The 24,960-nt window shown below is 69.6% G+C and carries 20 protein-coding genes; 10 read left to right on the top strand and 10 right to left on the bottom strand.

What is annotated here, in order from left to right; genetic code table 11:
* The first annotated feature begins 133 nt into the window (after positions 1-133).
* A complete protein-coding gene (locus NMI01S_RS06660) occupies positions 134-2,116 on the top strand; it encodes an MmpA family trehalose lipid delivery protein (RefSeq protein ID WP_062995143.1) in 1,983 nt (660 codons plus the stop codon).
* 48 nt (positions 2,117-2,164) lie between these two features.
* On the opposite strand, the gene NMI01S_RS06655 is transcribed toward NMI01S_RS06660, so the two are convergent.
* Positions 2,165-3,448, bottom strand: a complete 1,284-nt coding sequence (locus NMI01S_RS06655) for a glycosyltransferase family 4 protein (protein WP_062995057.1) — start codon at positions 3,446-3,448, stop codon at positions 2,165-2,167.
* Between the two features lie 134 nt (positions 3,449-3,582).
* Between NMI01S_RS06655 and NMI01S_RS06650 the strand changes: the two genes are divergently transcribed.
* A complete protein-coding gene (locus tag NMI01S_RS06650) occupies positions 3,583-4,371 on the top strand; it encodes a class I SAM-dependent methyltransferase (protein ID WP_062995056.1) in 789 nt (262 codons plus the stop codon).
* A 15-nt stretch (positions 4,372-4,386) separates the two neighbouring features.
* On the opposite strand, the gene NMI01S_RS06645 is transcribed toward NMI01S_RS06650, so the two are convergent.
* The 5 genes from NMI01S_RS06645 to NMI01S_RS06625 all read right to left on the bottom strand — a co-directional run bounded on the left by NMI01S_RS06645 (position 4,387) and on the right by NMI01S_RS06625 (position 10,228).
* Positions 4,387-4,671, bottom strand: a complete 285-nt coding sequence (locus NMI01S_RS06645) for a hypothetical protein (protein WP_036506885.1) — start codon at positions 4,669-4,671, stop codon at positions 4,387-4,389.
* 199 nt (positions 4,672-4,870) lie between these two features.
* Complete coding sequence (locus NMI01S_RS06640; protein WP_157126052.1) at positions 4,871-5,095, bottom strand: hypothetical protein; 225 nt, start codon at positions 5,093-5,095, stop codon at positions 4,871-4,873.
* Positions 5,096-5,362: 267 nt separating this feature from the next.
* Entirely contained in the window at positions 5,363-7,195 is a 1,833-nt protein-coding gene (locus NMI01S_RS06635) for a phosphoenolpyruvate carboxykinase (GTP) (RefSeq protein ID WP_036506897.1), read from the bottom strand.
* Positions 7,196-7,479: 284 nt separating this feature from the next.
* Positions 7,480-9,099: an amino acid adenylation domain-containing protein gene (locus NMI01S_RS06630; protein WP_245716736.1), complete on the bottom strand. Its 1,620-nt coding sequence runs from the start codon at positions 9,097-9,099 to the stop codon at positions 7,480-7,482.
* Positions 9,086-10,228 carry a tRNA modification GTPase gene (locus NMI01S_RS06625; RefSeq protein ID WP_245716735.1) on the bottom strand — a complete coding sequence of 381 codons (1,143 nt, stop codon included), beginning with the start codon at positions 10,226-10,228 and terminating at the stop codon, positions 9,086-9,088. The genes NMI01S_RS06630 and NMI01S_RS06625 overlap by 14 nt, the downstream gene beginning before the upstream one ends.
* A 400-nt stretch (positions 10,229-10,628) precedes the next feature.
* Here NMI01S_RS06625 and NMI01S_RS06620 point away from each other — a divergent pair, with 400 nt between their 5' ends.
* From NMI01S_RS06620 to NMI01S_RS06600, 5 genes are all read left to right on the top strand, one after another.
* Positions 10,629-11,984 carry a lipase family protein gene (locus NMI01S_RS06620; RefSeq protein ID WP_062995053.1) on the top strand — a complete coding sequence of 452 codons (1,356 nt, stop codon included), beginning with the start codon at positions 10,629-10,631 and terminating at the stop codon, positions 11,982-11,984.
* Between the two features lie 92 nt (positions 11,985-12,076).
* Positions 12,077-12,880 carry a tRNA (guanosine(46)-N7)-methyltransferase TrmB gene (gene trmB / locus NMI01S_RS06615; RefSeq protein ID WP_084512522.1) on the top strand — a complete coding sequence of 268 codons (804 nt, stop codon included), beginning with the start codon at positions 12,077-12,079 and terminating at the stop codon, positions 12,878-12,880.
* A gap of 2 nt (positions 12,881-12,882) precedes the next feature.
* Positions 12,883-13,638, top strand: a complete 756-nt coding sequence (locus NMI01S_RS06610; RefSeq protein WP_062966523.1) for an NYN domain-containing protein — start codon at positions 12,883-12,885, stop codon at positions 13,636-13,638.
* Entirely contained in the window at positions 13,638-17,762 is a 4,125-nt protein-coding gene (locus NMI01S_RS33695; protein ID WP_062995052.1) for an MMPL family transporter, read from the top strand. The genes NMI01S_RS06610 and NMI01S_RS33695 overlap by 1 nt, the downstream gene beginning before the upstream one ends.
* Positions 17,763-17,823: 61 nt before the next feature.
* Entirely contained in the window at positions 17,824-18,213 is a 390-nt protein-coding gene (locus NMI01S_RS06600) for a VOC family protein (RefSeq protein WP_062995051.1), read from the top strand.
* A 3-nt stretch (positions 18,214-18,216) separates the two neighbouring features.
* Here NMI01S_RS06600 and NMI01S_RS06595 read toward each other — a convergent pair whose 3' ends face one another.
* The 3 genes from NMI01S_RS06595 to NMI01S_RS06585 are packed head-to-tail and all read right to left on the bottom strand — an operon-like array spanning position 18,217 to position 20,481.
* On the bottom strand, positions 18,217-18,912 hold the full coding sequence (locus tag NMI01S_RS06595; RefSeq protein WP_062995140.1) for a DUF1707 SHOCT-like domain-containing protein: 696 nt from the start codon (positions 18,910-18,912) through the stop codon (positions 18,217-18,219).
* Positions 18,913-18,947: 35 nt separating this feature from the next.
* Positions 18,948-19,265, bottom strand: a complete 318-nt coding sequence (locus tag NMI01S_RS33925) for a LuxR C-terminal-related transcriptional regulator (RefSeq protein WP_281186646.1) — start codon at positions 19,263-19,265, stop codon at positions 18,948-18,950.
* 34 nt (positions 19,266-19,299) lie between these two features.
* Positions 19,300-20,481, bottom strand: a complete 1,182-nt coding sequence (locus tag NMI01S_RS06585; protein WP_062995139.1) for an AI-2E family transporter — start codon at positions 20,479-20,481, stop codon at positions 19,300-19,302.
* 244 nt (positions 20,482-20,725) lie between these two features.
* Here NMI01S_RS06585 and NMI01S_RS06580 point away from each other — a divergent pair, with 244 nt between their 5' ends.
* Complete coding sequence (locus NMI01S_RS06580) at positions 20,726-22,201, top strand: adenylate/guanylate cyclase domain-containing protein (protein WP_062995138.1); 1,476 nt, start codon at positions 20,726-20,728, stop codon at positions 22,199-22,201.
* Positions 22,202-22,211: 10 nt separating this feature from the next.
* Here NMI01S_RS06580 and NMI01S_RS06575 read toward each other — a convergent pair whose 3' ends face one another.
* The gene (locus NMI01S_RS06575) at positions 22,212-23,096 is read right to left on the bottom strand and encodes an NAD(P)-dependent oxidoreductase (protein ID WP_062995137.1); all 885 of its coding nucleotides are present in this window, start codon (positions 23,094-23,096) and stop codon (positions 22,212-22,214) included.
* A gap of 133 nt (positions 23,097-23,229) precedes the next feature.
* Here NMI01S_RS06575 and NMI01S_RS06570 point away from each other — a divergent pair, with 133 nt between their 5' ends.
* The gene (locus NMI01S_RS06570) at positions 23,230-23,613 is read left to right on the top strand and encodes a winged helix-turn-helix transcriptional regulator (RefSeq protein WP_062995049.1); all 384 of its coding nucleotides are present in this window, start codon (positions 23,230-23,232) and stop codon (positions 23,611-23,613) included.
* Between the two features lie 210 nt (positions 23,614-23,823).
* On the top strand, positions 23,824-24,960 hold the full coding sequence (locus NMI01S_RS06565) for a lysylphosphatidylglycerol synthase transmembrane domain-containing protein (protein WP_062995048.1): 1,137 nt from the start codon (positions 23,824-23,826) through the stop codon (positions 24,958-24,960).

Below are 24,960 nucleotides of genomic sequence, written 5' to 3'. Positions count from 1 at the left end.
CCCGGGTGTAGGAGCCGGGCGGGCGTCCGCGGCCGGCATCCCGGCCGACGTAGGGTGACTCAGCGTGACCGGGGCTCGAGAACACGGCGACGACACCAGAAGCTCGCAGCTGCGGCCGGCGAGCGCCGCGCCGATGTGGGCCCGGATCGTTCCCGTGGCCTACAGCCTCGCACTGGCCCTGATCGTCGTCGGTCCGCTGCTGGGGCCGGGATATCTGCTGCTGCGCGACGGGGTGAGCACGCCGCGGTCCTACGCGACCGATGCGGCTCTGGGGCTGGGCGACGCGGCGCCGAGGGCCGTTCCGCAGGATGGACTGCTCGCCGCACTGTCGGTGGTGGTGGACGGGGGCATCGTCGTCAAGGCGATTCTGGTGCTCGCGCTCACGGCCGCCGGATGGGGCGCGGCGCGGCTCGCGCACACCCTGCTGCGGGTGTCCCTGGCGCCTCAGCTGGTCGCCGCGACGGTTGCGATCTGGAATCCCTATGTGGCCGAACGTCTTCTGCAGGGACATTGGAGCCTGCTCGCCGGCTATGCGGCGCTGCCCTGGACGGTTGTGCTCGGGCAGCGGGTGCGGTCGGCCGCCGGACAGGCCCACCCGGCGACGCGTAAATCGCGCGAGGACACGGAGTCTCCGCCGGACGATGCCGGAGACACGACGGCGCGGGCCGATGCCGACCGCGAGCCGCGAGGAGAACCCTCCGAACCGACGCCCGGTAACCGGACGAGGCCGGGGAGGGTGCGTACCGCCGGTCCATGGTTGATGCTGGGCGGCCTGTTCGCCGCGGCGGGTTTGACGCCGACCGGTTCGCTGCTGGCGGGTCTGCTGGCGGTCCTCACGGTAGGGCGGCGCAATATCGTCGGCGCGGTGGCGCTGTGGCTGGTGAGTGCCGGTCCGTGGCTGGTGGCCACGGCACTGTCCGGCAGCGGGGCCGAACCGTCCGATCCGGCGGGGGTGGCGGCCTTCGCCGCGCGGGCCGAACCGGGGCTCGGCACCCTGGGGAGCCTGGCCGGACTGGGGGGAATCTGGAACGGTGCGGCGGTACCCGGCTCGCGAACAACGCTCGTCGCGGTGCTGTCGACCCTCGTACTGCTCGCGATCGTCCTGTCGGGCGTGCGGGCGGTGGCGGCGCCGGGCGAACGGTCCACGCGCTATCCACGGCGAATGCTGCTGGTGCTGGCCGCGATCTGCATCCTGTTACCTGCCCTGGGCGCGACGGGATGGGGCCTCTCGATCGGCGAATCCCTGATCGAGCGCATCCCCGGCGCCGGACTCCTGCGCGACACCCAGAAGTACGTCGCCCTCGCGATGCCCGCGTACGCCCTGTGCGCTGCGGCGGGATGCCGCACCCTCGCCTCCTTCCGCCGCCGCGGTACACCGGACTTCGCACGGCGACCCGCGCCGCGCACCGACACAATTCACACGGTCGCGGCCGCGGCGTCGACGTCTCCTGCCGCCGGTACCGAGCCCGCGCACAGCGACAGCACAGCGCAGCCGAAACCCCTTGGCGTGCAACAACTTATCGCTGCGCTCTTCATCGCCGCGCTGATCCTCACCCTCCCCGACCTGGCCTGGGGAGTGGGTGGCGCGCTGCGACCGGTGCACTATCCGCCGGCATGGCAGCGGGTGGCCGCTATGGTCGACGGCCCCGGCGACGTCGCCGTGTTGCCCGCCGGAATGTTTCGCGTATTCCCTTACAGCGGAAGGGTTCCGGTGCTGGATCCCGCACCTCGCATGCTGCGGTCGGACGTTCTGCAGACGGGCGTACTGCCGGTTCGGGGGCAGGTGGTGGCGGGGGAGGGCGCGCGAGCCCAGCGGGTGGAGAACCTCCTGCTCCGAGGCGCGGACTCGTCCGCCCTCGCCATCCAGGGCGTCGGCTGGATTCTCGTCGAACACCGCACGCCGGGAGCGGTCGGCGAGGCGAGAACCACGTTGAGCCGGCTGCAGCCGACGTACTCCGACGCCGATCTCACGCTCTATCGCGTACCGGGGGCACGAGATGTGGCCCGGGCCACCGCCACCGACCGCGCCGTGGCCGTCGCCGCGCACCTTCTGTGGGCGGCTCTGCTCCTGACCGGGCTCGCGGCGGCCCTGGCCGACCGGCGACGCGGGCGATGAACCACACCGATCGACAGCCGGGCCGGGTCGGAAATTCCGGTCCGCCGATCAGCGAAGAGTCGGGGCCACGCGGTCGTCCCGCAGCGGCGCCGAGCTCGCTGCCGCCACCGTCGCACGCCCCGTGACAAGCCCCGAGACGAATCGTCCCCGCGCGGCGGCGGCCAGGACTTCACTCACCCCGTTGCCCGTCTGCTCCCAGGAGAACTCGCGAGCTCGCGCACGCGCCTTCTCTCCCATCACCATTCGTCCCTCGGGGTCGGCGAGTAGTTCACCCACGGTGTCGGTCAGCTGGGTGGCGTCGTCGACCAGCACCCCGGTCACACCGTCGACGATCGAATCGGTGAGGCCCCGGGAACTGCGATAACCGATGGTCGGGACACCGTGCTGCGCCGCCTCGATCACCGCCAGGCCCCACCCTTCCTTGCGGGAGGGCAGCACCTGAACCCAAGCGCGGGAGAGCAATTCGTGCTTGCGCGCTTCGTCGACGTAACCGTGGAAATCGACCGCGTCGGCGATCCCCGAGCTGTGCGCCCGCCTCTTCAGGTTGTCGGCCCACCAGCCGTCGCCGATCACGTCCAGGCGCAGGCCGGGGAGCCGGTTCCGCAGACCCGCGACCACGTCCAGTGCGTCCTCGATCTGCTTGTGCGGCACCAACCTCGACAGCACGACGATGCTCGGATACGGCGTGCGGGTCGTCGCGGCGCCGGTCGGCGACTGAGCGGGCACAGGCTCGGCGCCGTTGCGCACCACCGCGATTCGCGTCGCGTCCACCCCGAGCGAGGCGAGTTCCTCCGCGGAGGGCAGCGATACCGTCAGATACTGATCGCGCCGATGGACCCGCGGCGACAATCGCGATTCGATCCACCAGCCGATCCGGCCGACCACCCGGCCCGCCACCGGCCACTGCTCACGATGTCCGTGATGCACCAGGACCACCGAGGGCGCGCCGGAGACCGTCCTGGCGAAGAACGGAATGCCGTTCTGGGTGTCGATCACCGCATCCGGCCGCAGCCCGCGCAGCGGGCCGAAACCCAGCCGCCCGGCCGCGATGGCGGCCAGCGCACGCGGGTAGACCGTGAAGCGCCCGCCCGCGCGGCTGACCTCGATGCCGTCGATGCGTTCCCGGCGCCGCGCACCCGGATAGTGCGCGGTCCGCAGCGTCACCTTCACCCCGCGCGCCGCCAACTGCGCACCCACCTGCTCCAGGTACCGCTCGCTCCCCCCGCCCTGGGGATGGCCGGTGTCGCGCCAGCACAGCAGCAGGACTTCGCGTACGTCCGCACCCGGGCGCAACTCGTTCTCGCCGCTGCCGGGCCCACGGAACTGCCCCATGGCAGCGCGCTCGCGGGGGCCGGTTTCGGGCACGGCAGTTCTCCAGATCGTTCACGTCGGACGACAGTGGGCTCCACCATAGCGGCCGACGGCCGTTCCGGGTCGCTGCGGTGGCCGCATAGACTGGCGCGGCCATGCTTCGATCCGACGCAACCGGACCGCGTCCCCGCTTCGCGCGCCGGGCCACCCTTCGCCGTTCACTGCGCCTGTTGGGCAGTTTCCGCTCCGAACAGACCGACCCGGCCCGGTTCTACGGCGGAATCGCCACCGACACCGCCGACCTCGTAGCCGATTTCTATCGGGATCTGACCGGACGGGACCTCCGCGGCACCGTGGTCGTCGACGTGGGCGGGGGTCCGGGGTACTTCGCGGACGAATTCGCGGCGGCGGGCGCGCGCTACCTGCCGATCGAACCCGATCCCACCGAGATGCACGCCGCCGGGCTCACCGTCGCCGGCGCGGTGCGCGGGTCCGGGATGGCACTGCCGATCCGCGACGACGCCGTCGACATCTGCCTGTCGTCGAATGTCGCCGAACATGTGCCGCAGCCATGGGTGATGGCCGACGAGATGCTGCGCATCACCAAACCGGGCGGCCTGATGGTGCTGTCCTACACGGTGTGGCTCGGACCGTTCGGCGGACACGAAACGGGACCGTGGCACTACCTCGGCGGCGAATTCGCGGCCCGGCGCTACGCCCGGCGCACCGGAAAGCAGCCCAAGAACCGCTTCGGCAGCTCCCTGTTCGCCGTCACCGCCGCCGACGGGCTGCGATGGGCGCGCGAAACCGGAGGCCGGGCCCAGATCCTGGCCACCTTCCCCCGCTACCACCCGCGCTGGGCGTGGTGGGTGACACGCATACCGGGCGTGCGGGAACTCTTGGTCAGCAATCTGGTCGTCGTCGCGGCCAAACCCCTCCGCTGAGGCCGCGTCCGGGACCTACTCCAGCCACCCCCGCCGCCGGGTGCGCCGAGCGGGCTCACTCCACGGCGGCTCCTGCATGGCCAGGCCGACGGTTTCCAGCGGGGTCAGGCCGACGCAGTTGGCGAGTGAGCGGACCGCCGCCACCGCCTCGGCCGCCTGCAGCGCCGCCGCCGCCTGTTCGAGCGTCAAGGTCCGGCCGGGCAGAAAGGACACCACCCAGCCCCCGGTACCGACGGACCTTGCCTGATGTGGGGTCTGATCACTGGTCATCAGCGATCGGCCGACCACTTGCACCGCCATGATTCGGACTCCCCTGCGATTGCATTTGTAAAATCGTCCGACAAATGTTTGCTCTAAGCATGCTCTGCAATCGCAGTAAACGCAATAGTGCGTTTTACGAAAAGCGAACCGCGAGGTAGGATTTCGCGCCTCGCGACTGGGCGATCGGTCCGGGATGTCCGCTGCGCGTAGTACGTGACGCGGGAGAAGACGCGCCGAATCAGTTGTCGGACAAACGAACTCGCAGCACCGGCTGCGGATCTCCATGCGGGCGCGGCGCCGCGAGATCGATCTCGACCTGCCATCCGGGCGGCAGGACGGCCTGCAACCGGGCCGCGGCACGCTGCAGCGGCGTACTCGCCGCTGTCGGCGCGAGATCCAACTCCGGATCGGCCCATCGCGCGCCGGCTAATCCCGAGACAGCATCGAACCCGAGTTCGGTCATGCCCACACCCACCTCCCACATACCCCGACCGGTCGGCCAGACAACGGAATCCACGAGCATCTGCAAGCAGTCAGTTCAGCCGCGTAGTTAATTCCCCGCAACCACGGGGAGTATTCGTGAGATGCAGAACACATTCAGAATAGGACAAGCGCGCCATTCCGCACGCGGAACCGCGGAAATGACGAGCCGCCCGCCCGTCACAAAGACGGTGCGGGCGGCTCGCTTTCGTCGTTCGGGTGGATCGGCCTCCCCCGGCCGGCCCTCCGACTAGCCCAGACGCTGCTTGAGCGCCTCGAATTCGTCACGCACGCCGGACGGCAGCTTCTCGCCGACGAATTCGAACCACTCCTCGATCAGCGGGATCTCCTTGCGCCACTCGTCGAGGTCGACCTTCAGCGAGGCGTCGACGTCGGCGGGGTCCACATCCAGCCCCTCGAGGTCCAGATCGCCGGCGGTGGGCACATTGCCGATCGCGGTGGCCTCGGCCTGCGCCTTGCCCTCGATCCGGTTGACGATCCACTCCAGCACGCGGGAGTTCTCGCCGAATCCGGGCCACAGGAAGCGGCCGTCGTCGCCGCGGCGGAACCAGTTGACGTAGAAGATCTTCGGCAACTTGGTGGCGTCGGCGTTCTTGCCCAGGTTGATCCAGTGATTCATGTAGTCACCGACGTGGTAGCCCATGAACGGCAGCATGGCCATCGGATCGCGGCGCACGTTGCCGACCTTGCCCTCGGCCGCGGCGGTCTGCTCCGACGACATCGTGGCGCCCATGAATACGCCGTGCTGCCAATCGAAGGACTCGGTCACCAGCGGGATCGTGGTCTTGCGGCGACCGCCGAACAGGATCGCCGAGATCGGCACGCCCTGCGGGTCGTCCCATTCCGGGGCGAGCGTCGGGCACTGCGACATCGGCGTGCAGTAGCGCGAGTTCGGGTGCGCGGCAAGGGTTTCGGTCTCGCGCAGGTACCAGTCGTTACCCTTCCAGTCGATCAGGTGGTCGGGCTCGCCTTCGAGTCCCTCCCACCAGACGTCGCGATCGTCGGTCAGAGCGACATTGGTGTAGACCGTATTACCGGCCTCCAGCGTGGACATCGCGTTCGGATTCGACTTGTGGTTGGTGCCGGGGGCGACGCCGAAGAAGCCGAACTCCGGGTTCACCGCGTACAGGCGGCCGTCCTCGCCGAAGCGCATCCACGCGATGTCGTCACCCAGCGTCTCCGCGCGCCAGCCCGGAACGGTCGGCTGCAGCATCGCCAGGTTCGTCTTACCGCAGGCGCTCGGGAACGCGGCGGCGACGTAGTAGTTCTTGTTCTCCGGGGAGATGAGCTTGAGGATCAGCATGTGCTCGGCCAGCCAGCCCTCGTCGTGCGCCATCGCCGAGGCGATGCGCAGCGAGTAGCACTTCTTGCCCAGCAACGCGTTGCCGCCGTAGCCCGAACCGTAGGACCAGATCTCACGGTCCTCGGGGAAGTGGGTGATGTACTTGGTGTCGTTGCACGGCCAGGGGACATCGGCCTGGCCCTCGGCCAGCGGCGCGCCCACCGAATGCAGCGCCTTCACGAACGGGCGATCGGTGCCCAGCTTCTCCAGCGCCGCCTTGCCCATACGGGTCATCACGCGCATCGACACCACGACGTATTCGGAATCGGTGAGCTCGACGCCCAGCTTCGGATCCGCGGCGCCCAGCGGGCCCATGCAGAACGGCACCACGTACATGGTGCGGCCCTTCATGCTGCCGCGGTACAGCTCGGTCATGGTGGCGCGCATCTCGTTCGGGTCGACCCAGTTGTTGGTCGGGCCGGCGTCGGCCTCGGTGCGCGAACAGATGAAGGTCCGCGACTCGACGCGGGCGACGTCGGAGGGGTCCGACAGCGCGAGGAAGGAATTCGGCTTCTTGTGCTCGTTGAGCTTCTGGAAGGTGCCGGCCTCGACCAGTTGCGTGGTCAGCCGGTCCCATTCCTCATCGGACCCGTCGGCCCAGACGACCCGCTCCGGCTGGGTGAGCTCTGCGACCTCCTGCACCCAGGCGAGCAGTCCGGCATGCTTGGTCGGCGCGGTGCCATCGGATCCGTGAAGACCAGGAATGGTCGCTGAGGTCATGAAAACTCTCCTGAGATGAGCGGCGGGCCGGAAAACTGCCGAAACAGCTTTCAACACCAGGAAGGCCGCCGTTGGCTGTGGACATCCGCCCGGCTCGCCGAACAGCGCGCCCCGGCTGGGCGGCGTACGAGAACGAGACGGACACCCGGATTCCTTAAGTAAAGAGGTTAACGCGATGTGACGGTCGGTACGGAATGGGGTTGCTCACTCGGGACCCGCCCGAAACCTTCCCACCTCGGCGGCACCCCGGCTGTGAGGGGTGAGCAAACCGCGACCGGGCGACGTCACCCGGCGACCGCGGCCGCCAGGATCGCCAGATCGCGTTCGCACGCGGCCAGTTGTGCGGGCTGTTCGGCGGCGGTGCGGCGCAGTTGCGCCTCCAGCTCCGCGACCCGGCGATCGGCCTCCACCATGCGCGCGGTGCTCGCGCGCACCACCTGTTCGGTCAGCTCGGACTCCGCCTCCACCAGGGCCGTCGCCACTCGCTGCTCGAGCTGGGCCTTCACGTTGACCAGCACATCGGTCACCCATTGCCGCAGATGTGCCCGATCGGCCAGATGTCCCCGGGCCCGCACCACCCACCACGCGACGCCCGCGCCGAGCGCCAGGGTGACCGGCACGGTCGCGTAATCCAACGCCGGCACCAGCGACAACGGCGCAACGATCAACCGGCCGAGGCCGAAACCCGCCGATGCGCCCAGGGCGATCATCAGCCGATCCTCGACACCGCGATGGCGACGCTCCGGATCGGGGCCGACCCGGGGTGCGGGATCGGTCGGCGGAGCCTGCGGCGAGGCCGGCGCGGGCTGCGGTTCCGAGCCGGCCACGGCCTCGATCTGGCGGGCCAGTTCGATCAGGCGGTGGCGGACCACGGCGTCGAGTTCGGCGGTGGCCTGATTCACCGCCGCCTGCAGAAGCTCGGGATAGCCACGCACCGAGCGGCGGTCGAGACGGTCCAGATCGGCACGGGCGGTGGCATGGACGGTGCGCACGCGAGCGCCCACCTCGTGCGTCAGATCCACCCGGGCCAGCTGTAACCGATTACGCAGGGCGGCCAGCGCCTGGGCGCGGCCACCGTCGCGACCGGCCAGCGCGGCGGTGCGTTCGGCGCGCAGGGCGGCTACGGTGCTGCCCGAGCGCAGCGCTTCGATCTGGCCCAGTACCCGGGCACGGGTGTCGGCGAGCACCCGGGCGGTGACGCCGGCCAATCGATCAGGACCGCCACGGACCCCGACCGCGGCGCTGAGCTGGGCGTGCAGGGCGGCCAAGCCGGAGCGGTCCAGCAAAGCGGCGTCGCCGTTGCCGCGCCCCGCGACGGCCAGCCGGGCCGAAACCGGGAGGATCTCGGGCTCGGCGCCGAGCGCCCGGGCCAGCATGGCGGTATCGCGATCCAGCACCGAGCGCCAGTCGGGATGAGCGTGAACTCCGTTCATGGCGAACAGGATTCGCGTTCCCACCGCCTGCAAGCGCGTCACCGGGTCGAGCAGTGCGGCGCCGACGGCGGCGCCCGGATCCACCAGCACCAGCGCCACCGCCGGACCGCTGCCGGGTCCGAAATCGGTGGCGGCGAGCAGGGTTGCCGGGTCGGTGACCGGATCGCTGAGTGCCACGCGCGGTTCGAAGCGGGACAGTTCGGTGCGCAGCAGCGTGGTGTTGGCATCGTCCGGCCCGATGACGGTCACCGGAACAGGCTGTGCCGCAACAGGTTTCGTATCAGCAGCCGTGGATCCGTGTGGTGCGGCGGAATTCGGGCCCGGTTCGGCCGGAACCGCGCGCAACAGCGCGCTGCCCTGCGGATTCCACCGCTCGACGACGGCCAGCACCTCGGGATCCACGCCGGCGGTAACGCCCGCCCGCGCACCGTTCAGCTCGACCGACGCACCGGGTACCTCACAGTCCGGCACTGCTCATCCGCTCCCACATCCGCATATATCCGTTGTGCAACCGGATCGCCGCGCGGCGGGCGGCGGCCGGCATATCGCTGGCGGCCACCGCGCGCCAGCGCTGGGCGCGGACCAGCGCGTCGTCGGCGTCCGCCGGCGTCGCGGACGGATATCCGGCAGCGAGATGGCGGACCTCCGGGCGGGCCAGACCGGCCTGTAGTGCGGTCCACAGCGCCTCGTCCCCGGCCAGATAATCCTCGATCAGGTCGCGGGCGCGCCCGCCGTCACCCTGCGGAATCGCGCGGGCGGCGATGCGAGCCAGATCGTCGAGCAGGTCGCCACCGCGCCGGGCCGCGATCTGCTCGTAGCGCTGATGCAGGCGCGCGTGCACCGGATCGATCCCGCTCACGGCATGCAGCAACTGCAGCAACTGCTGCGGCCCCAACTCCGGTTCGTAGCGCAATGCGACCAGCGCGCAACCGACCCCGTGCAGGCCCCAGCGCTCCAGCAGCGCCCGGCGATCGGCCACATCGGGCCCGGCCGATCGGTCGACGAACAGTTCCGGGGAGAGCGTGAGCTCGGCGCCCCCACCGGCCGCATGGCGGCGCAGCGTGCGCAGATCATCGTCGCTCGGCGTGCCCGCACGGGTGCGGACCGCGAGTTCGGCGACCATCGGGGCGACCGGCACACCCAGCCCGTGCGCCGCCCGATCGGCGGCCACCACCGCATCGCCCCAGCGCGAGCCCACGGCATCGGCCTTGTTGAGCACGACCATCGTGGTGTCGGGCCGCAAGGATTCGAGAACGCGGCGATCGGCGGCCTGCAGCGAGCCCGCGAGCACGTAGACGACCAGATCGGCGTCGAGCACCGGATCCGGCACGCCCGGCTGATCCACCGGCGCGGTCTCCTCGGCCGACATCAGGGCCAGCGCCCGCAACAGCGTCGATTTCCCGGCGCCGGCCCGGCCGGTGACCTGGATCCGCAGTGGCCGCCGGAAGGCCACGGCCGCACTCGCCAGCTGATCGGCGATTCCCGGTGCGGACCCGGCGCCGATCCGCACCGTGGCGATGAGTTGCTCGAGTTCCGGTGTGGGCCCGCCGTGGTCGTTCACGAAGCCCGGCGAAGCGCTGGTTGCAGTGGCTCTCGACACAGGTGGCACCCCCTTCCAGCGGCAAATTGTGTCAGAACACGCGCCGGTTGTCGGCATCGACCGCTGATTCATCGGCACGTCCGATCGCCGTTGTGCCACACGGAGATGTGTCATCGATCACACGAAACAGCTTGCCCGAGCCCGTGACCGGCGACGATGGCGCATGACTGGACGGCCGCCACCGCTGAGCGGTACTGGGGGTGGAATTGGGAATGTTTCCGGCAATACGGTGGTTGCGCTTGTGTCACAGCATAATTCGACAGTGACGTACTAACGGGTCACGGATTCGATCACCTACGCTGAAGCCGCCGGCGGCACCGCCGGTGCGCGGCCTCGGTGGTGTGGACCCCGGTCGGCCGCGCGCCTGTGCGCCGGTCCCGTGGATCCGAAGGAGGTTGCGATGAGCGTCAATGTGGACGTCATCGGTGACGACGGCACCGCCGTCGCGACGAAGAACGAACGGCCGCTGCCGCCGTCGCAGGATCCCTTCTATCGCCCACCCGCCGACGTGGCCGCACACGCACCCGGAACCGTCCTGCGCAGCAGGCCCGTGCAGATCGCACTGCTGGGCCTGATTCCGCAGCGCGTGACCGCATGGCAACTGCTGTACCGCAGCAACGACCTGCACGGGCGCGCGGAGGTCGCGGTGACGACGGTGTTGTCGCCCGCCGATGCCGACCCCGGCGAACGCCGCCCGCTGCTGGCCTTCGAATCGGCGATCGACGCCGTCACCGAGCGCTGCGCCCCCTCCTACGCGCTGCGTCGCGGGGCCGTCGTCCCGGGATCGATCACCCAGCTCGAACTGCTGCTCGTCGCCAATGCGCTGCGGCGCGGCTGGGCGGTGAGCATCGCCGATCACGAGGGACCGGACGGACGTTTCGGCGCGCCACGCGAACCGGGCTACCGCTCTCTCGACGGCATTCGCGCCGCCATGCACTTCCGCCCGCTGGGGCTGAGTACGACCACTCCGGTCGTGGTGTGGGGCTACTCCGGTGGCGGGATGGCCGGATCGTGGCTGGTCGAAATGGCTCCCACCTATGCGCCCGAACTGACCATCGCCGGGGCGGTCCTCGGCGCGCCGGTCGGCGATCCGGGTGAGGTGTTCATCCGGCTCAACGGCGGCCGGTACGCGGGCTTCCCGGCGATCGTGATCTCGGCGCTGCGCCAGGTGTACCCGGCCCTGGGCGACGTTATCGACGGCCGCATCAGCACCGCCGGGGAACGGCTGCTCGAACGCGCCGCGCAGCTGCCGCCGATCGTGGCGCTGGCCCGGCTGGCCGGCCAGGACGTGAGCAAACACCTCGACCGGTCGCTGGAGGAGGTACTGAGCACCCCCGCGATGTGCGAGATGTTCGACGACATACGGCTCGGACAGCACACCCCGCACTGTCCGCTGCTGGTGATCCAGCCGCTGCACGACCGCATCATCGACGTGTCGTGTATCGACGCGCAGGTCGAGCGCTATCGCGCGGGCGGCGCCGCCGTCGGGTACCTGCGCGACCGGCTGAGCGACCACTTCACCTTGTTACCGCTGGCCACGCCGCTGACCTTGGACTGGCTGGCCGATCGCATCGCCGGCCGGCCGGTCACCGACGCCGACACCGAGACCCGGACCGTCTGGTCGGTCGTGGCGTCTCCGTCGCGCTGGCGCGGGCTGTTGGAGCTCGCCGGTACCGCGGGCCGGATGATCCTGGGCCTGCCACTCGGCACGCACAGCGAACCGCAACTCCCCGACGAGCAGCCGCTCGCCGCCTGACGCCGGGCTCCGCGCCCCCGGCAACACACCCTGACCCGGGATTTCCCTCCTCGACGCGGTCGATTGCGGCCCTGATCATCGAATACTGGACAATGGACGCCGTGAACGACGCCGCGAACGACACCGCTGGTAGCGACGGGGCCGGAGGCGGCAGCTTGCGTAACCACGAAGGCCCTGGCCCCGAGCGCGAGCCTTCCCGCCTCTACCCGCGGGTAACGAGCTTCCGCTCGCGTCGTGGCGCGCTGACCGCGACCCAGCAGCAATCCTGGGAGCGGATGTGGCCGCGCATCGGCCGCGAGGTGAGCGACGAACCGCTCGACGCCGCCGCCTGGTTCGGCCGGACCGCGCCGCTGATCATCGAGATCGGCTGCGGCACCGGGACCGCGACCGCGGCGATGGCCCAGGCCGAGCCGCAGTTCGACCTGATCGGCATCGAGGTGTACAAACCCGGCCTCGCACAGCTCGTGCAGCGGATCGAGCGGGACGGGATCGAGAACATCCGTTTGCTGCGCGGCGATGCAGTCGACGTTCTCGAGCACATGATTGCCAAGGATTCGCTAGCTGGTGTCCGGGTCTTCTTCCCGGACCCCTGGCCGAAGGCACGCCACCACAAGCGCCGGCTGCTGCAGCCCGCGACCATGGCCCTGATCGCCAGCCGCCTGCAGCGCGGCGGAATTTTGCACGTAGCCACCGACCACGCCGGCTACGCCGAACACATCGCCGAGGTGGGCGCGGGAGAACCGCAGCTCGTGGGCCTGAATGAGGCCGCCGGCGGCGATGCGGAACACCCCGCAACCGAGACGGTGATCGGCCTCGAACGCCCGGTGACGAAGTTCGAGAGCAAGGCGCATCGAGCCGGAAGCGCCATCACCGAGTTCATTTGGGGGAAGATCTAGATATGAGTCTCAGGGAGATGGCCCAGCCGGCCGACGAGGTTGCCGGAACAGTGCGCGGCGACGAATCGGACGTCGTCGCCGGTGCGGCGACCCCCGCGACGCCGGTCGCCGAACCCGCCGGGGTGCGGCGGGTGCTGCTGGTGTGGGACGCGCCGAATCTGGATATGGGCCTGGGCGCCATCCTCGGCGGCCGTCCCACCGCGGCCTACCGGCCGCGCTTCGACGCGCTGGGCCGCTGGCTGCTGGCCCGCACCGCCGAACTGTCCGCCGGCAGCACGCAGCGCATCGAACCCGAGGCCACGGTCTTCACCAATATCGCCCCCGGGACCGCCGATGTGGTGCGTCCGTGGGTCGAGGCGCTGCGCAACGTCGGCTACGCGGTCTTCGCGAAACCGAAGATCGACGAGGATTCCGACGTCGACAGCGACATGCTGGCACATATCCAGTTACGCCGCGGCGGAGCCGGTCTCGCGGGGATCATGGTGGCCTCCGCGGACGGTCAGGCCTTCCGCGAACCGCTCGAGGAGGTCGCGGCGACCGGGGTTCCGGTCCAGGTGCTCGGATTCCGCGAGCACGCGAGTTGGGCTGTCACGTCCGATATCCTCGATTTCGTCGACCTCGAGGACATCCCGGGCGTGTTCCGTGAACCGCTGCCCCGGGTCAGCCTCGACTCGCTGCCCGACGAGGGAGCCTGGCTGCAGCCCTTCCGGCCGCTGTCCGCACTGCTCACCTCCCGCCCCGCTCAAGGAGTCGCTTAGTGTTCACCCGCTGGGGCGAGCTGGTCCACAAGTTCCGCTACACCGTGCTGGGTGTAGCGGTGGCCGCACTTCTCGCCCTGGGGGCGTACGGATTCGGTCTGGAAAACCACCTGAGCTCCAGCGGCTGGTTCGACCCCGGAGCGGAGTCCTCACAGGCCGCGGTGCTCAAGGACGAGGTCTACGGCCGCGATCACATGTCCGATGTGATCGTGCTCTACACCGCGCCGGACGGTAGGACCATCGACGATCCGGAGTTCGGCCGGAAGATCACCGACAATCTCAACAGCCTGCCCCGGGAACATCCGGACCAGATCAGCAAGGTCAACGTCGCGTACTGGAAGACCGAGACCGGCGATTGGAGCGCGTCGGCCACCGGTAGCAAGGACAAGAAGTACGCGTTCGCGTCGGTCGCCATCAAGGGCGACGACGACACGACCACGATGAACAACTATCGCGCGGTCAAGGACGCCTTCTACATCCCGGGCGTGGATGTCCAGCTGGCCGGCATGCAGCCGGTCGCGGGAGAGCTGAACGACACCATCGCCTCGGACCAGAAGCGCATGGAGATGCTGGCCATCCCGGCCGTCGCGATCCTGCTGTTCTTCATCTTCGGCGGTATCGTCGCCGCGGCCCTGCCGCTGATCATCGGCGGGCTCACCGTCCTCGGCGCCAACGGCATCGTCATGGCGATCACCCACGTCACCGAGGTGAACTCGTTCGTCGGGGCCGTGGTGTCGATGATCGGCCTGGGTCTGGCGATCGACTACGGACTCTTCATAGTCAGCCGGTTCCGCGAGGAATTGGCCGAGGGCTACACCACCCGCCAAGCCGTGCGCCGATCGGTGATGACCGCCGGACGCACGGTCACCTTCTCGGCGACCATGATCATCGCCGCCAGCGCCGGCATGCTGCTGTTCCCGCAGGGCTTCCTGAAATCGGTGGCCTACGGCACCATCGCGACCGTGCTGCTGGCCGCCCTGGCCTCGCTCACCATCCTGCCCGCGCTGCTGTCGATCCTCGGCCCGCGCGTGGACGCACTGGGATTCAAGCGGTTCCGCAAGACCAAGACCGCCGAAGAGGTCGAGAACGGTTTCTGGGGCCGCACCACGCAGTGGGTGATGAAGCATCCGCTGAAGGTGGCGGTGCCGCTGTGCATCATCCTGCTGCTGCTGATCATTCCGGTGAAGAACCTGAAGTTCGGCGGCATCAGCGAAACCTATCTGCCGCCGGACAATCCGACCCGCATGGCGCAGGAGAAGTTCGACGAGATCTTCCCGCTGCGCCAGACCGACCCGATCCAGCTGGTCATCACCACCCAGAACACCGGCGAGATCAAGGCCATCCTCGATGAGGCCAGTGGCGCGCCCGGACTCACCGATCCGTTCGGCACGCCCGGCATCCCGCCGAACGGCTCCGATGTGTGGGTGTCCGAGGCGACGATGGCGCCGGACGCGAACGTCGAGGACACGATCGCCTATCTGCGCTCGATCAGCGTCCCCGACGATGTCGATCTGATGGTGGGCGGGCAGCCGGTTCTGATGCAGGACAGCATCGATTCACTGCTGGATCGCATGCCGCTGATGATCGTGCTGGTCGTCTTCGTGACGACGCTGCTGATGTTCCTGACCTTCGGATCGCTGGTGCTGCCGATCAAGGCGGCGCTGATGAGCGCCCTGGGCCTCGGGTCCACGCTCGGTATCCTGACCTGGATCTTCGTCGACGGCCACGGCGCCGGACTGCTCAATTTCACGCCGCAGCCGATCATGTCGCCGGTGCTGGTGCTGATCATGGCGGTGATCTACGGCCTGTCCACCGACTACGAGGTCTTCCTGCTCTCCCGCATGGTGGAAACGCGCGCCCAGGGCGCGAGCACCACCGAGTCGGTGCGCAGCGGAACCGCGCAGACCGGTCGCATCATCACCGCGGCGGCGCTGATCCTGCTGGTGGTCGTCGGAGCGTTCGCCTTCTCCGATCTGGTGATGATGCAGTACATCGCCTACGGCATGATGGCCGCGCTGTTCATCGACGCCACCGTGCTGCGCATGCTGCTCGTTCCCGCGACCATGAAACTGCTGGGCGACGACTGCTGGTGGGCCCCGGCCTGGATGAAGCGCATTCAGCAGCGCATCGGCCTGGGCGAACCCATTCTCGACGACGAGCGTCCCGGCACCGGCGAAGTCGTCGACCTGGTCAAGACCACACCGGTGACCGATCCCGTGACCATGCAGCTGCCGCAGCTGCCCGACGGGACGCCGAAGGGTCCGCGCAAGCCGCGGCGGTTGAAGTTCCTGCGTGTCGATCCGGAGGCACCGACCGAGCAGTTGGATCGCATCGATCCGGCCGCGGCCGGCACCTCCGCGCGCGCGACTCGCGCCAAGAGCCCGGCGGCGTCACGAGCCGAGAGCCCCGGGCAGTCACGAGCCACGGGGACCGACCGGTCTCGCGCCGAAAGTTCCGATCCGGCGCGGGCCGAGAGCTCCGAGCCGTCGGTGTCGCGGAGTGGGGGGCCCACGGTACGGACCGGCGAGCCGGCGCAACAGCGCGCGGAATCCGTTGCTTCCTCGGACGCCGGGGCCCAGAAGTCCGACTCGTCCGCATCGGAGCAGCCGGGCAGGACCGAGAAGACAGGGAAGACCGAGAAGCCGGGGAAGTCGGAAAAGTCCCCGAAGCGCAAGCGTTTCGGCTTCCGCCGGTCGGACTCCGGCGCAGATGCGCCGTCGGCCGATTCGGGCAACGCCTCGCCCGACGACCACGCTGACGACGCCTCGGACGGCACCGCGAATCAGGCACCGTCTGCCGCCTCGGGCTCCGCCGACGCCGCTCCGGCCCACCCGGCGGCAGGTCCGCAGGGCGGGCGCTCGTCCACCTCGCCGCAAACGCCGGGCATCCGTTCTTCCCGCGTGCTGCCCCCGCCCGCACGCCCGCAGCCGCAACGCGCATCCGGCGGTTCCGGTGTCATCAGCGGATCCGGTGTCGTCGGCGAATCCGGTGTCATCGGCGCCGGCCCCTCCGCCGCGGACGAGGCGGGCCGTGGCGCGGGAACGTCCGAACCGGCCCCGATGCCCGGGCGCGCCGCGCCGAATCCGAGACCCGCCCCTTCGCGTACCCCGGAACCCCCAGCGCCGCAAGCACCTTCGGTACCGCCCTCGGTCTCGCTGCCCGGTTCGGACACCGCGCCGAACCGTGGCGTGGTGCGGCCGCCACAGGTGGTGCGGCCCGGTATGCCGCCCCGGACGGTGCCCGCCCCGGACACCGCCCCCGATGCCACCGATTCGGTGCCACCGACCGCGCCGGTCGGCACCACGCCGCGGGTCCTGCCACCGAAACCGTCGAAGGTGCCGCCGCATCCGTCGGTCCGCGCCCAGCTCTATCGTCCGGACGCCCCGCCGTACCACCCGGGACAGCCTCCCGCCCAGGGACCCGGCCACACACCGGACGCCGGACGGCCCGGCCACAGCGGACCGCCCGCCGCTCCCGACGGCTCCGCACCCACCGCGAACCCGCCGCGGGGCACCCCTGGTTCGTCCGCACCGACCGGCCACGGCTCCGGCTGGGCCGAACCGGCCGGACGCCCCCAGCAGGGCCCCGACCGGACGCAGCGTGTCGCCCCCGAAGGACGCCCTCCCGCCGTGCAGCCACCGCGGCGGATGCCGCCCGACGGTATGCGCCATTCGCCCGCGCGGACAACGGAATCCGGGCCCGGCGGCGTGCCCCGGGAGCCGAAGGACGCGGAGGCGACCCAGGAGCTGCACGAGCCCGCGAATCCGGGAAACCGGCCCCCGGCCGGCGGCCACGACGCCCCCGCTCCGGGGCCCCGAGGAGACCTCGGCTCGGCGATGTCGCACGGTCCGCAGCAGACCACGTCCGACACCGGGGAAACCGGGGCATCGACGGCGCCGGAGCGGGAAAACCCCACGCCCGCAGCCGAATCCGACGCCTCCGGCAATCCGGCCGGACCCGGCGGGGACAACCGCAACAACATCGAACAGTGGATGGCGGACCTCCGCTCGTCCCGCCGCCGCCCCGAGCCGGAACCGGCCGATCCCGACGACGAGGGTAAGCACCGCACCAGCGGCCGCACGGTGAGCGTCAACGAACTGCTGCGCCGCCAGAACCGGGACTGATCGCCTCGCGCGGGCCGGAGGTTCCCGTACCGGCCCGCGTCCGAGGCTCTACCATGCCCCCATGCTGAACTCCGCGCAGATCGAGGCACGGGTACCCACACAGGATCTGGAACGAGCACGGCGTTGGTATGCCGAAAAACTCGGGCTGCACCCCGTGGAGGAGCGGCCGGGCGGACTGCGCTACGAGGGGGCGGCAGGGGTGTTCTGCCTGTTCGCGTCGGCCGGAGCGGCCGACGGTTCCTTCACCCAGCTGGCGTTCTACGTCGACGATATCGAGGCCACCGTGGCCGCCCTGCGGGAGCGTGGCGTCGTCTTCGAGGAATATCCCGGCACGGTCGGCGGGATCATGGAGATCGAGGGGAACTACCCGAGTAAAGGGCGTGCGGAACGGGGTGCGTGGTTTCGCGACAGCGAGGGCAACATGATCGGACTCGGCGAGGTCGTCGAGTAGGGATCAGAATCCCGACATCAGCTTCTTCCACTGCACACCGAACGGATGTTTCGCGGTGATCGAGCTGAACCGGCTGCGCCCGTGCACGACGATGTGCAGCGGTCCGATCGGCGGGCCGGTCCGCACCTTGTTGTTGGCACTGGATCCGATCAACTCCACGCCGTTGAGATCGACGGTCGCCTCACCGGGCAGGATCATGGTCAGCGAACTGCAGAAATCGTCGACCCGGATCTCGACCACCTGGGTCGACATCACGGCCTGGGTGAAATCCAGGGTGACGCCGGAGAGGTAGCTGTTGACGTACAGCGACGGCGGCACCTGCCACGGTCCCTTGCGGGTGACGCCGGACAGCCGCGGACGAATCACGCTTTCCGCCTCGGTGCGACCACCGGGGGCACCCCACCGCCATGTCGGAGCCGGCCCGGCCGAGGCGGTCGGCTGGGCGGAATTCGGTTGTCCCGCAAGGCGAATGCCGGGCAGGTCGATCAGGACGGCATTGAGTTCGCCGCGCGTCTTGGCCGCCAGCGCGGTATCCATGCGTTCGCTGAACTCGCCCAGCGACAGCATGCCCAGCCCGACCGCGCGCTGCAGCAGGGTTCCGACATGTTCGCGTTCGGTATCCGATACTCGCAGGTCACGGTCGCCCACGGCTCCCCCGGTTCCCGCGGACCCCGGGGCGGAAACGGTCTCACCACCCATGTCCACGAGGCTACCGACGCCGCGGCCCGAGCACATCAGGGCAATCCCTGATCCGGCCCCTGTTCGAGGCCCTGTTCGATGGTGTATCTGGTGAGTTCGCCCCGGTTGCCGAGCTGCAGTTTGCGCAGCGTCGCCTGCACGTGGTTCTCGACCATGCGGTGGCTGACGCTCAGCCTGGTCGCGATCTGTTTCGCCGACAGGTCCAGAACGCCGATCAGAACCCAGCTCAGCGGCTGCCGCTGGTACGACGACACCGAGGCGAACTGCCGGCCCACCGCGTAGAGCATCGTGACCAGACGAAACACCTGCGCCGCCCGCCACAGCGGCGCGGTCGCGGCCGTCGGCCCGGGCACGGTCGAGTCGGCGGGCGGCGTGGCGGCCGCGGACTCAGCCTTCGTCCGCGTCACCGCCGCCCGTGTCACCGCCCGCGTCGGACCGCGATTCGGCCCGGCGGTACCGATCCGGCTCGGGCCGGTCGGGATCGGCGTGGAACATCGGCTCCCCCGGTTCGCCGGTATTGAGTTCCTGATACAGCTCTTCCGGGCTGCCGACCAGCAACGAACGGATCGCGGTATTCATCACCGCGACGAACGGCACCGCCAGCAGACCGCCCGCGATACCGGCCAGCACCACGCCTGCCGTGATCGCCAGCACCACCGCCAGCGGATGGATGCGCACCGCGCGCCCCAGCAACAACGGTTGCAACACATGGCCTTCCAGCTGCATCACCGCCACCGTGATGCCGAGCACGATCAGCGCGGTGACGAAACCTTTCGTCATCAAGGCCAGGAAGACGGCGATGAAACCCGCGAGCAGTGAGCCGACGATCGGGATGAACGCGCCGATGAACACCAGCGATGCCAGCGGAAGCGCCAGCGGCACACTCAGAATCGCCAACCCGGCGCCGATGCCGATGGCGTCGACGGCCGCCACCACGACGGTGGCGCGCACGAAGCCGATCAGCGTGCCGAAGCCGAGCCGCCCGGCGGTGCGCACCCGTTCACGTTGCGGGGTCGGCACGATCCGGGTCACGAAATTCCAGATCTGGTCGCCGCCGTAGAGGAAGAAGATCAGGATGAACAGTGTCAGGAAGGCGCCGGTGAGGAATTCGCCGATCGCGGCGGCGGTGGTCAGGGCGCCGCTGGTCAGCGAATCCTGATTGGCCTCCAGCGTTTTGATGATCGTGTTGCCGCCGTTGCGGATCTGATCGTTGCTCAGATGCAGCGGCCCGTTGATCAGCCAGTCCTGCACAGTGTGGATGCTGGTCTTGAATTCGTCGGTCAGCTGCGGCACACCGGTGATGAACTGCTCGATGACGAAGGTGAAGATCCCCGCCAGCAGGCCCAGCGATCCGACCAGGGCCACGAATACGCCGATGCCGCGCGGGATTCCGAGGCGTTGCAGCAGATCCACCAGCGGCGAGAGCAACGCCGCCGCGAGCAGGGCGATCGCGACCGGAATGACGACCGTGGTCAGCTTGTGCGCCAGATAGGCGACCGCCAGCACCGCCACCAGGATGATCAACAGTCGCCAGCACCATTCGGCGCCCTGGCGCACCAGTGGATGCACCGAGTCGGCGGCGGTGCGCTCGCGACCGCGACCGGATGCGGTACGGCCCGAAGCCGCCGATGCGACGCCCGCCGGGGCAGGCTCGGCCGGATTCCCGGAGGTCTTGCTGTCCCCACTCACGCCGCGAGCCTATCGGCCGGGGACGCAACCGGCACGTGTCCGCTCCGCCCGAATCCGGTGACCTACGACGCGCCCCGCTAGATTGGTCAACGTGTCAGCGCCTCTGGAAGCGGTCAAACAGACCATGCGAACGCGCTGGCCGCTGTACCTCGCATCCATGCTGGCGGCCAATGCCTTCGGTGCGGTCCTGGTCTACGCGTTCATCCAGTACGGGCTGCCCGCGCCCGAGGGCACGCCGAACGGATTGCGGCGCGCCGGTCTGCTGCTTCCGGCGCTGGTCTTCGCGATCGGCGGATTCCTGAGCGTCACCGCCTCGGCGTTGATGCTGCGCCCGGTGATGCGCTGGCAGATGCGCGGCGGGCCGCCCAGTCGCCAGGAACAGATGGCGGCCCTGCACGCCCCGCTGCGGCAGTCCATCCTGCACCTGCTGTTGTGGCTGGTGGGCGGTGCGGTGCTGGCCGCGCGGATCATCGTGGAAACGCCCGAGCTCGCGGGTGCGGTGATCGTCACCGAATGTATGGCCGCCACCATCGTGTTCGGCTTCACCTACATGCTGGGTGAGCGGATTCTGCGGCCCGTCGCCGCGCACGCGCTGACCACCGGCACCTTCGATCACACCCTCACTCCCGGTGTCGGCACGCGCATGGCGATGACGTGGGGTATGGGCACGTTCGCGCCGACCATCGCGATCGTGCTGCTGTGCGTCACCCAGATCACCTCGCAGGTGCATTTCTCGGCGCAGTCGCTGGCCATCTCGATCCTGCTGCTGTGTGGCGTGGTGATCATGCAGGCGCTGGCGCTGTCGATGCTCACCGGGTCGAGCATCTCCGACCCGGTGCGTCAGCTCTCCCGGGCGATCAACCGGGTCCAGGCGGGGGCGCGCGACGTGCAGGTCGAGGTCTTCGACGGCAGCGAGATCGGCCTGCTGCAGGTCGGTTTCAACCGCATGATGGAAGAGGCCGCGCAGCGCCGCGAACTGCAGGAACTGTTCGGCCAGCACGTCGGCGAGGAAGTGGCCCGCCGAGCGCTGGAGTACGGCACCGAACTGGGTGGTGAAACCCGGTTCGTGGCCGTGTTGTTCGTCGATATGGTCGGCTCGACCGCCACCGCCGCCGAGCGGCCGCCCACCGAGGTGGTCAGCCTGCTCAACGAATTCTTCCGGGTGGTGGTCGACGTGGTGGACCGGCACAACGGCCTGATCAACAAGTTCGTCGGCGACGCGGCGCTGGCGATCTTCGGTGCGCCACTGGACCGTCCGGACGCGCCGACCGCCGCGCTGGCCGCGGCCCGCGATCTGCGCGAGGCACTGCGTGAGGTGCAGGGCCTGGATATCGGCATCGGGGTCTCGGCCGGCCTCGCCGTCGCCGGCAATATCGGCGCCGCGAATCGCTTCGAGTACACGGTGATCGGCGATCCGGTGAACGAGGCCTCGCGGCTCACCGAATTGGCGAAGGAACATCCGGGTCGCGTCCTGGCCTCGGGCAGCGCCCTGTACTTCGCCGACGACGACGAACAGAAGCAGTGGCTCTCCGGTGACGAGGTGCAGTTGCGCGGTCGCCGCCGCAAGACCAGGCTCGCGTGGCCGAAGGCCCTGGGCTGAGCGGCTCCGGCTACACCTTCCCGGAACCCGCCAGCTCCTCCACGATCCGCTCCAGACCCGACTCCGCCCGGCCGTCGGCGATCATCCGATCGATCAGGTTCTTGATCGGCGCGACGATATCGAGTGCCACCCCTTCCTCGCGGCTGGCGCGCACGATCGCGTCGAAGGCGGGTTTGTGGAATCGCGCCGGTTGCGCCTCGTCGGTGTAGTCGCCGCTGTCGATCACCGCGGCATACGTGGGCATCAACGCCGCCATCGCGGTGACGTAGGCGGCGGCGCGCGGCGCGAACTCGGTGGCGGTGACCCCCGCCGCGCGGACCATGGCGGTGCCGTGGAAGAAGCCGGTGAACATGGCGTACATCCCGGCCAGCAGGGCGAAGTCGAACAGTGCGGCGGTTCCGGCATCGTCGCCGAAATACTCCGCGGTCGCGAGCTTTTCGAGGTCGGGCCGGAATCGCTCGAAGACCGCGGCGGAGCCGCTGTAGAGGATCGACGCACCGGGTCCGCCGATCATCGGCGGCACCGCCATGATGCCGCCGTCCAGGAAGTCGATCCCGTGGGCCGCGGCCCACCGGCCGAGCTCGCGTGAGTCTTCCGGAGCGGTGCTGGTGAGGTTGATCAGCGCCTTGCCACGCAACCGATCCGCGACCGGGTCGAGGACCTGGTGCACCGACGGATGGTCGCTGAGCACGGTCAGCACGAGCTCGGCGGCATCGATCGCGGCGCCGGGATCGGCACTGCTCGCGGCACCGAGCGCGACGAGTTCGGTGTCCTTGCCGGGTGTCCGGTTCCAGACGGTGGTGGGATTGCCGCTCTCGATCAGGACGGTGGCGACGGCCCGGCCCATCGGGCCGAGGCCCAGCACGGCCACGGCGGTGTGTTCGTTCGCGGTCATCGAGATACTCCTGTTGTTCGGGTGGATGCTGGGCGCGCCGTCATCCACCCTGGTCACCGCGTGTTGTCGGCACAAGTACCTACTATTCGGTGCGGTACCCACCAACAGGTAGGTGAACAGGTAGCGAGGGTGGATGGGCGCGAAAAGATTCGGTCCGTACTTCTGCGGGATCGACGCCGCGATGGATGTCGTCAGCGGTAAATGGAAAGGGCTGATCCTCTGGGAACTCGAGAACTACGGCGTCCGGCGGTTCGGTGAACTGCGGCGCGGCCTGCCGGGAGTGTCGGAGAAGATGCTGATCCAGCAGCTGCGCGAACTCGAGGAGGACGGTCTGATCGACCGGCAGGCCCACCCCGAGGTGCCGCCGCGAGTCGAGTACCGCCTCACCGACCTGGGCCGATCGCTGAACACCGCACTCGAACCGCTCGGCGCGTGGGGCCGTGCGCGGATCGACCGCATCGGCGCCGCGCGTGTGCAGCCGCCGGACACCCCGTCCCGCGCCGTCCCGGCCCGTTGACCCGGGACCACGCGTCCGCTGCCGCCTTCGGGCCCGACCCCACCAGGCTGAGACGATGCGCCCGCGGGATCGGGCCCTACGTGGTTACGCGTCCGCTGCCGCCTTCGGGCCCGACCCCACCAGGCTGAGACGATGCGCCCGCGGGATCGGGCCCTACGTGGTTACGCGTCCGCTGCCGCCTTCGGGCCCGACCCCACTAGGCTGGGCGTCGTGACGGCCCACGCTGAACCCGGCGGCGAACCGGCGCGGCCCGCGCGGCGCAGGTTCCGCTGGTTGAAATGGGTCCTCGGCGTTGCCCTGTCGGCGTTGCTGATCGCCGAGGGCGTATACCTGTGGCCGCGCCTGCACGATTCCTGGCGCAACCTCACGGAGATCCACTGGGGCTGGGTCGCGCTATGCATCTGGATGCAGGCGCTGTCGATGAGCGGATTCGGCCGCATCCAGAAGCGCCTGCTGCGCGCCGGCGGGGTCGACGTCTCGCAGCGTGCCTCGGTCTCGGTTGTCTACGGAGCCACCGCGATGTCGGTGTCGCTGCCCGCCGGCCAGGTCTTCTCCACCGCCTTCACCTATCGCCAGACCCGCCGCTGGGGTGCGAGTCCGATCGTCGCGTCCTGGCAGTTGCTGATGTCGGGCGTGGTCGCGACGAGCGGAATGCTGCTGCTCGGTGTCGGTGGCGCGTTGCTGGTCGGCAATCGCGTCGGCCCGTGGAAGCTGGCCCTGATGCTCGGCACGGTGGCGCTGCTGGTGTGGGCGGGCAAATACGTCTCCGGTAATCCCGGTGCGCTGCGGGCGCTGGTGCGTCGCGGGGTGCGGCTGGTCAACCGGATCCGGCGCCATCCGGCCGATTCCGGTCTGGCGCACGTCGACGAGGTGCTGCGCCAGCTGGAATCGGTGGACCTGAACCGGCGCGACGTCGCGTGGGTCGCGTTCTGGGCGGTCGTGCATCGGCTCGGTGATGTGGCCTGTCTCGGTGCGGCCTGCTACGCGGTCGGCGCCGATCCCCGCTGGGCGGGTCTGCTGATCGCGTTCAGCGTGGGCAAGGCGGTCGGCACGATTCCGTTCGCACCCGGTGGCATCGTCTACGTCGACGCCACCCTGATCTACAGCCTCACCGCCGCCGCGGGACTGCCGGCCGCGCAGGCGGTGGCCGCCGCCTTCGTCTACCGCATGGTGAGTTTCATCCTCGTCGCGATCATCGGCTGGATCGTCTTCGCCTTCCGCTTCCGCAATCCGCAGCTCGGTGATGCGCAGTTCGAGGAGGAATTCGAACAGCGCTCGGCCCTGCTCGCCGAACCCCGCCGGGCCGACGGCGGCGACAAGCGACCCGACGGCGAGCCGCAGACCTGA

The organism is Nocardia mikamii NBRC 108933 (assembly GCF_001613505.1).
Classification (GTDB): Bacteria; Actinomycetota; Actinomycetes; order Mycobacteriales; family Mycobacteriaceae; genus Nocardia; species Nocardia mikamii.
Note: the sequence above shows the minus strand (reverse complement) of the source record. Positions and strands in the feature narration are given on the sequence as shown.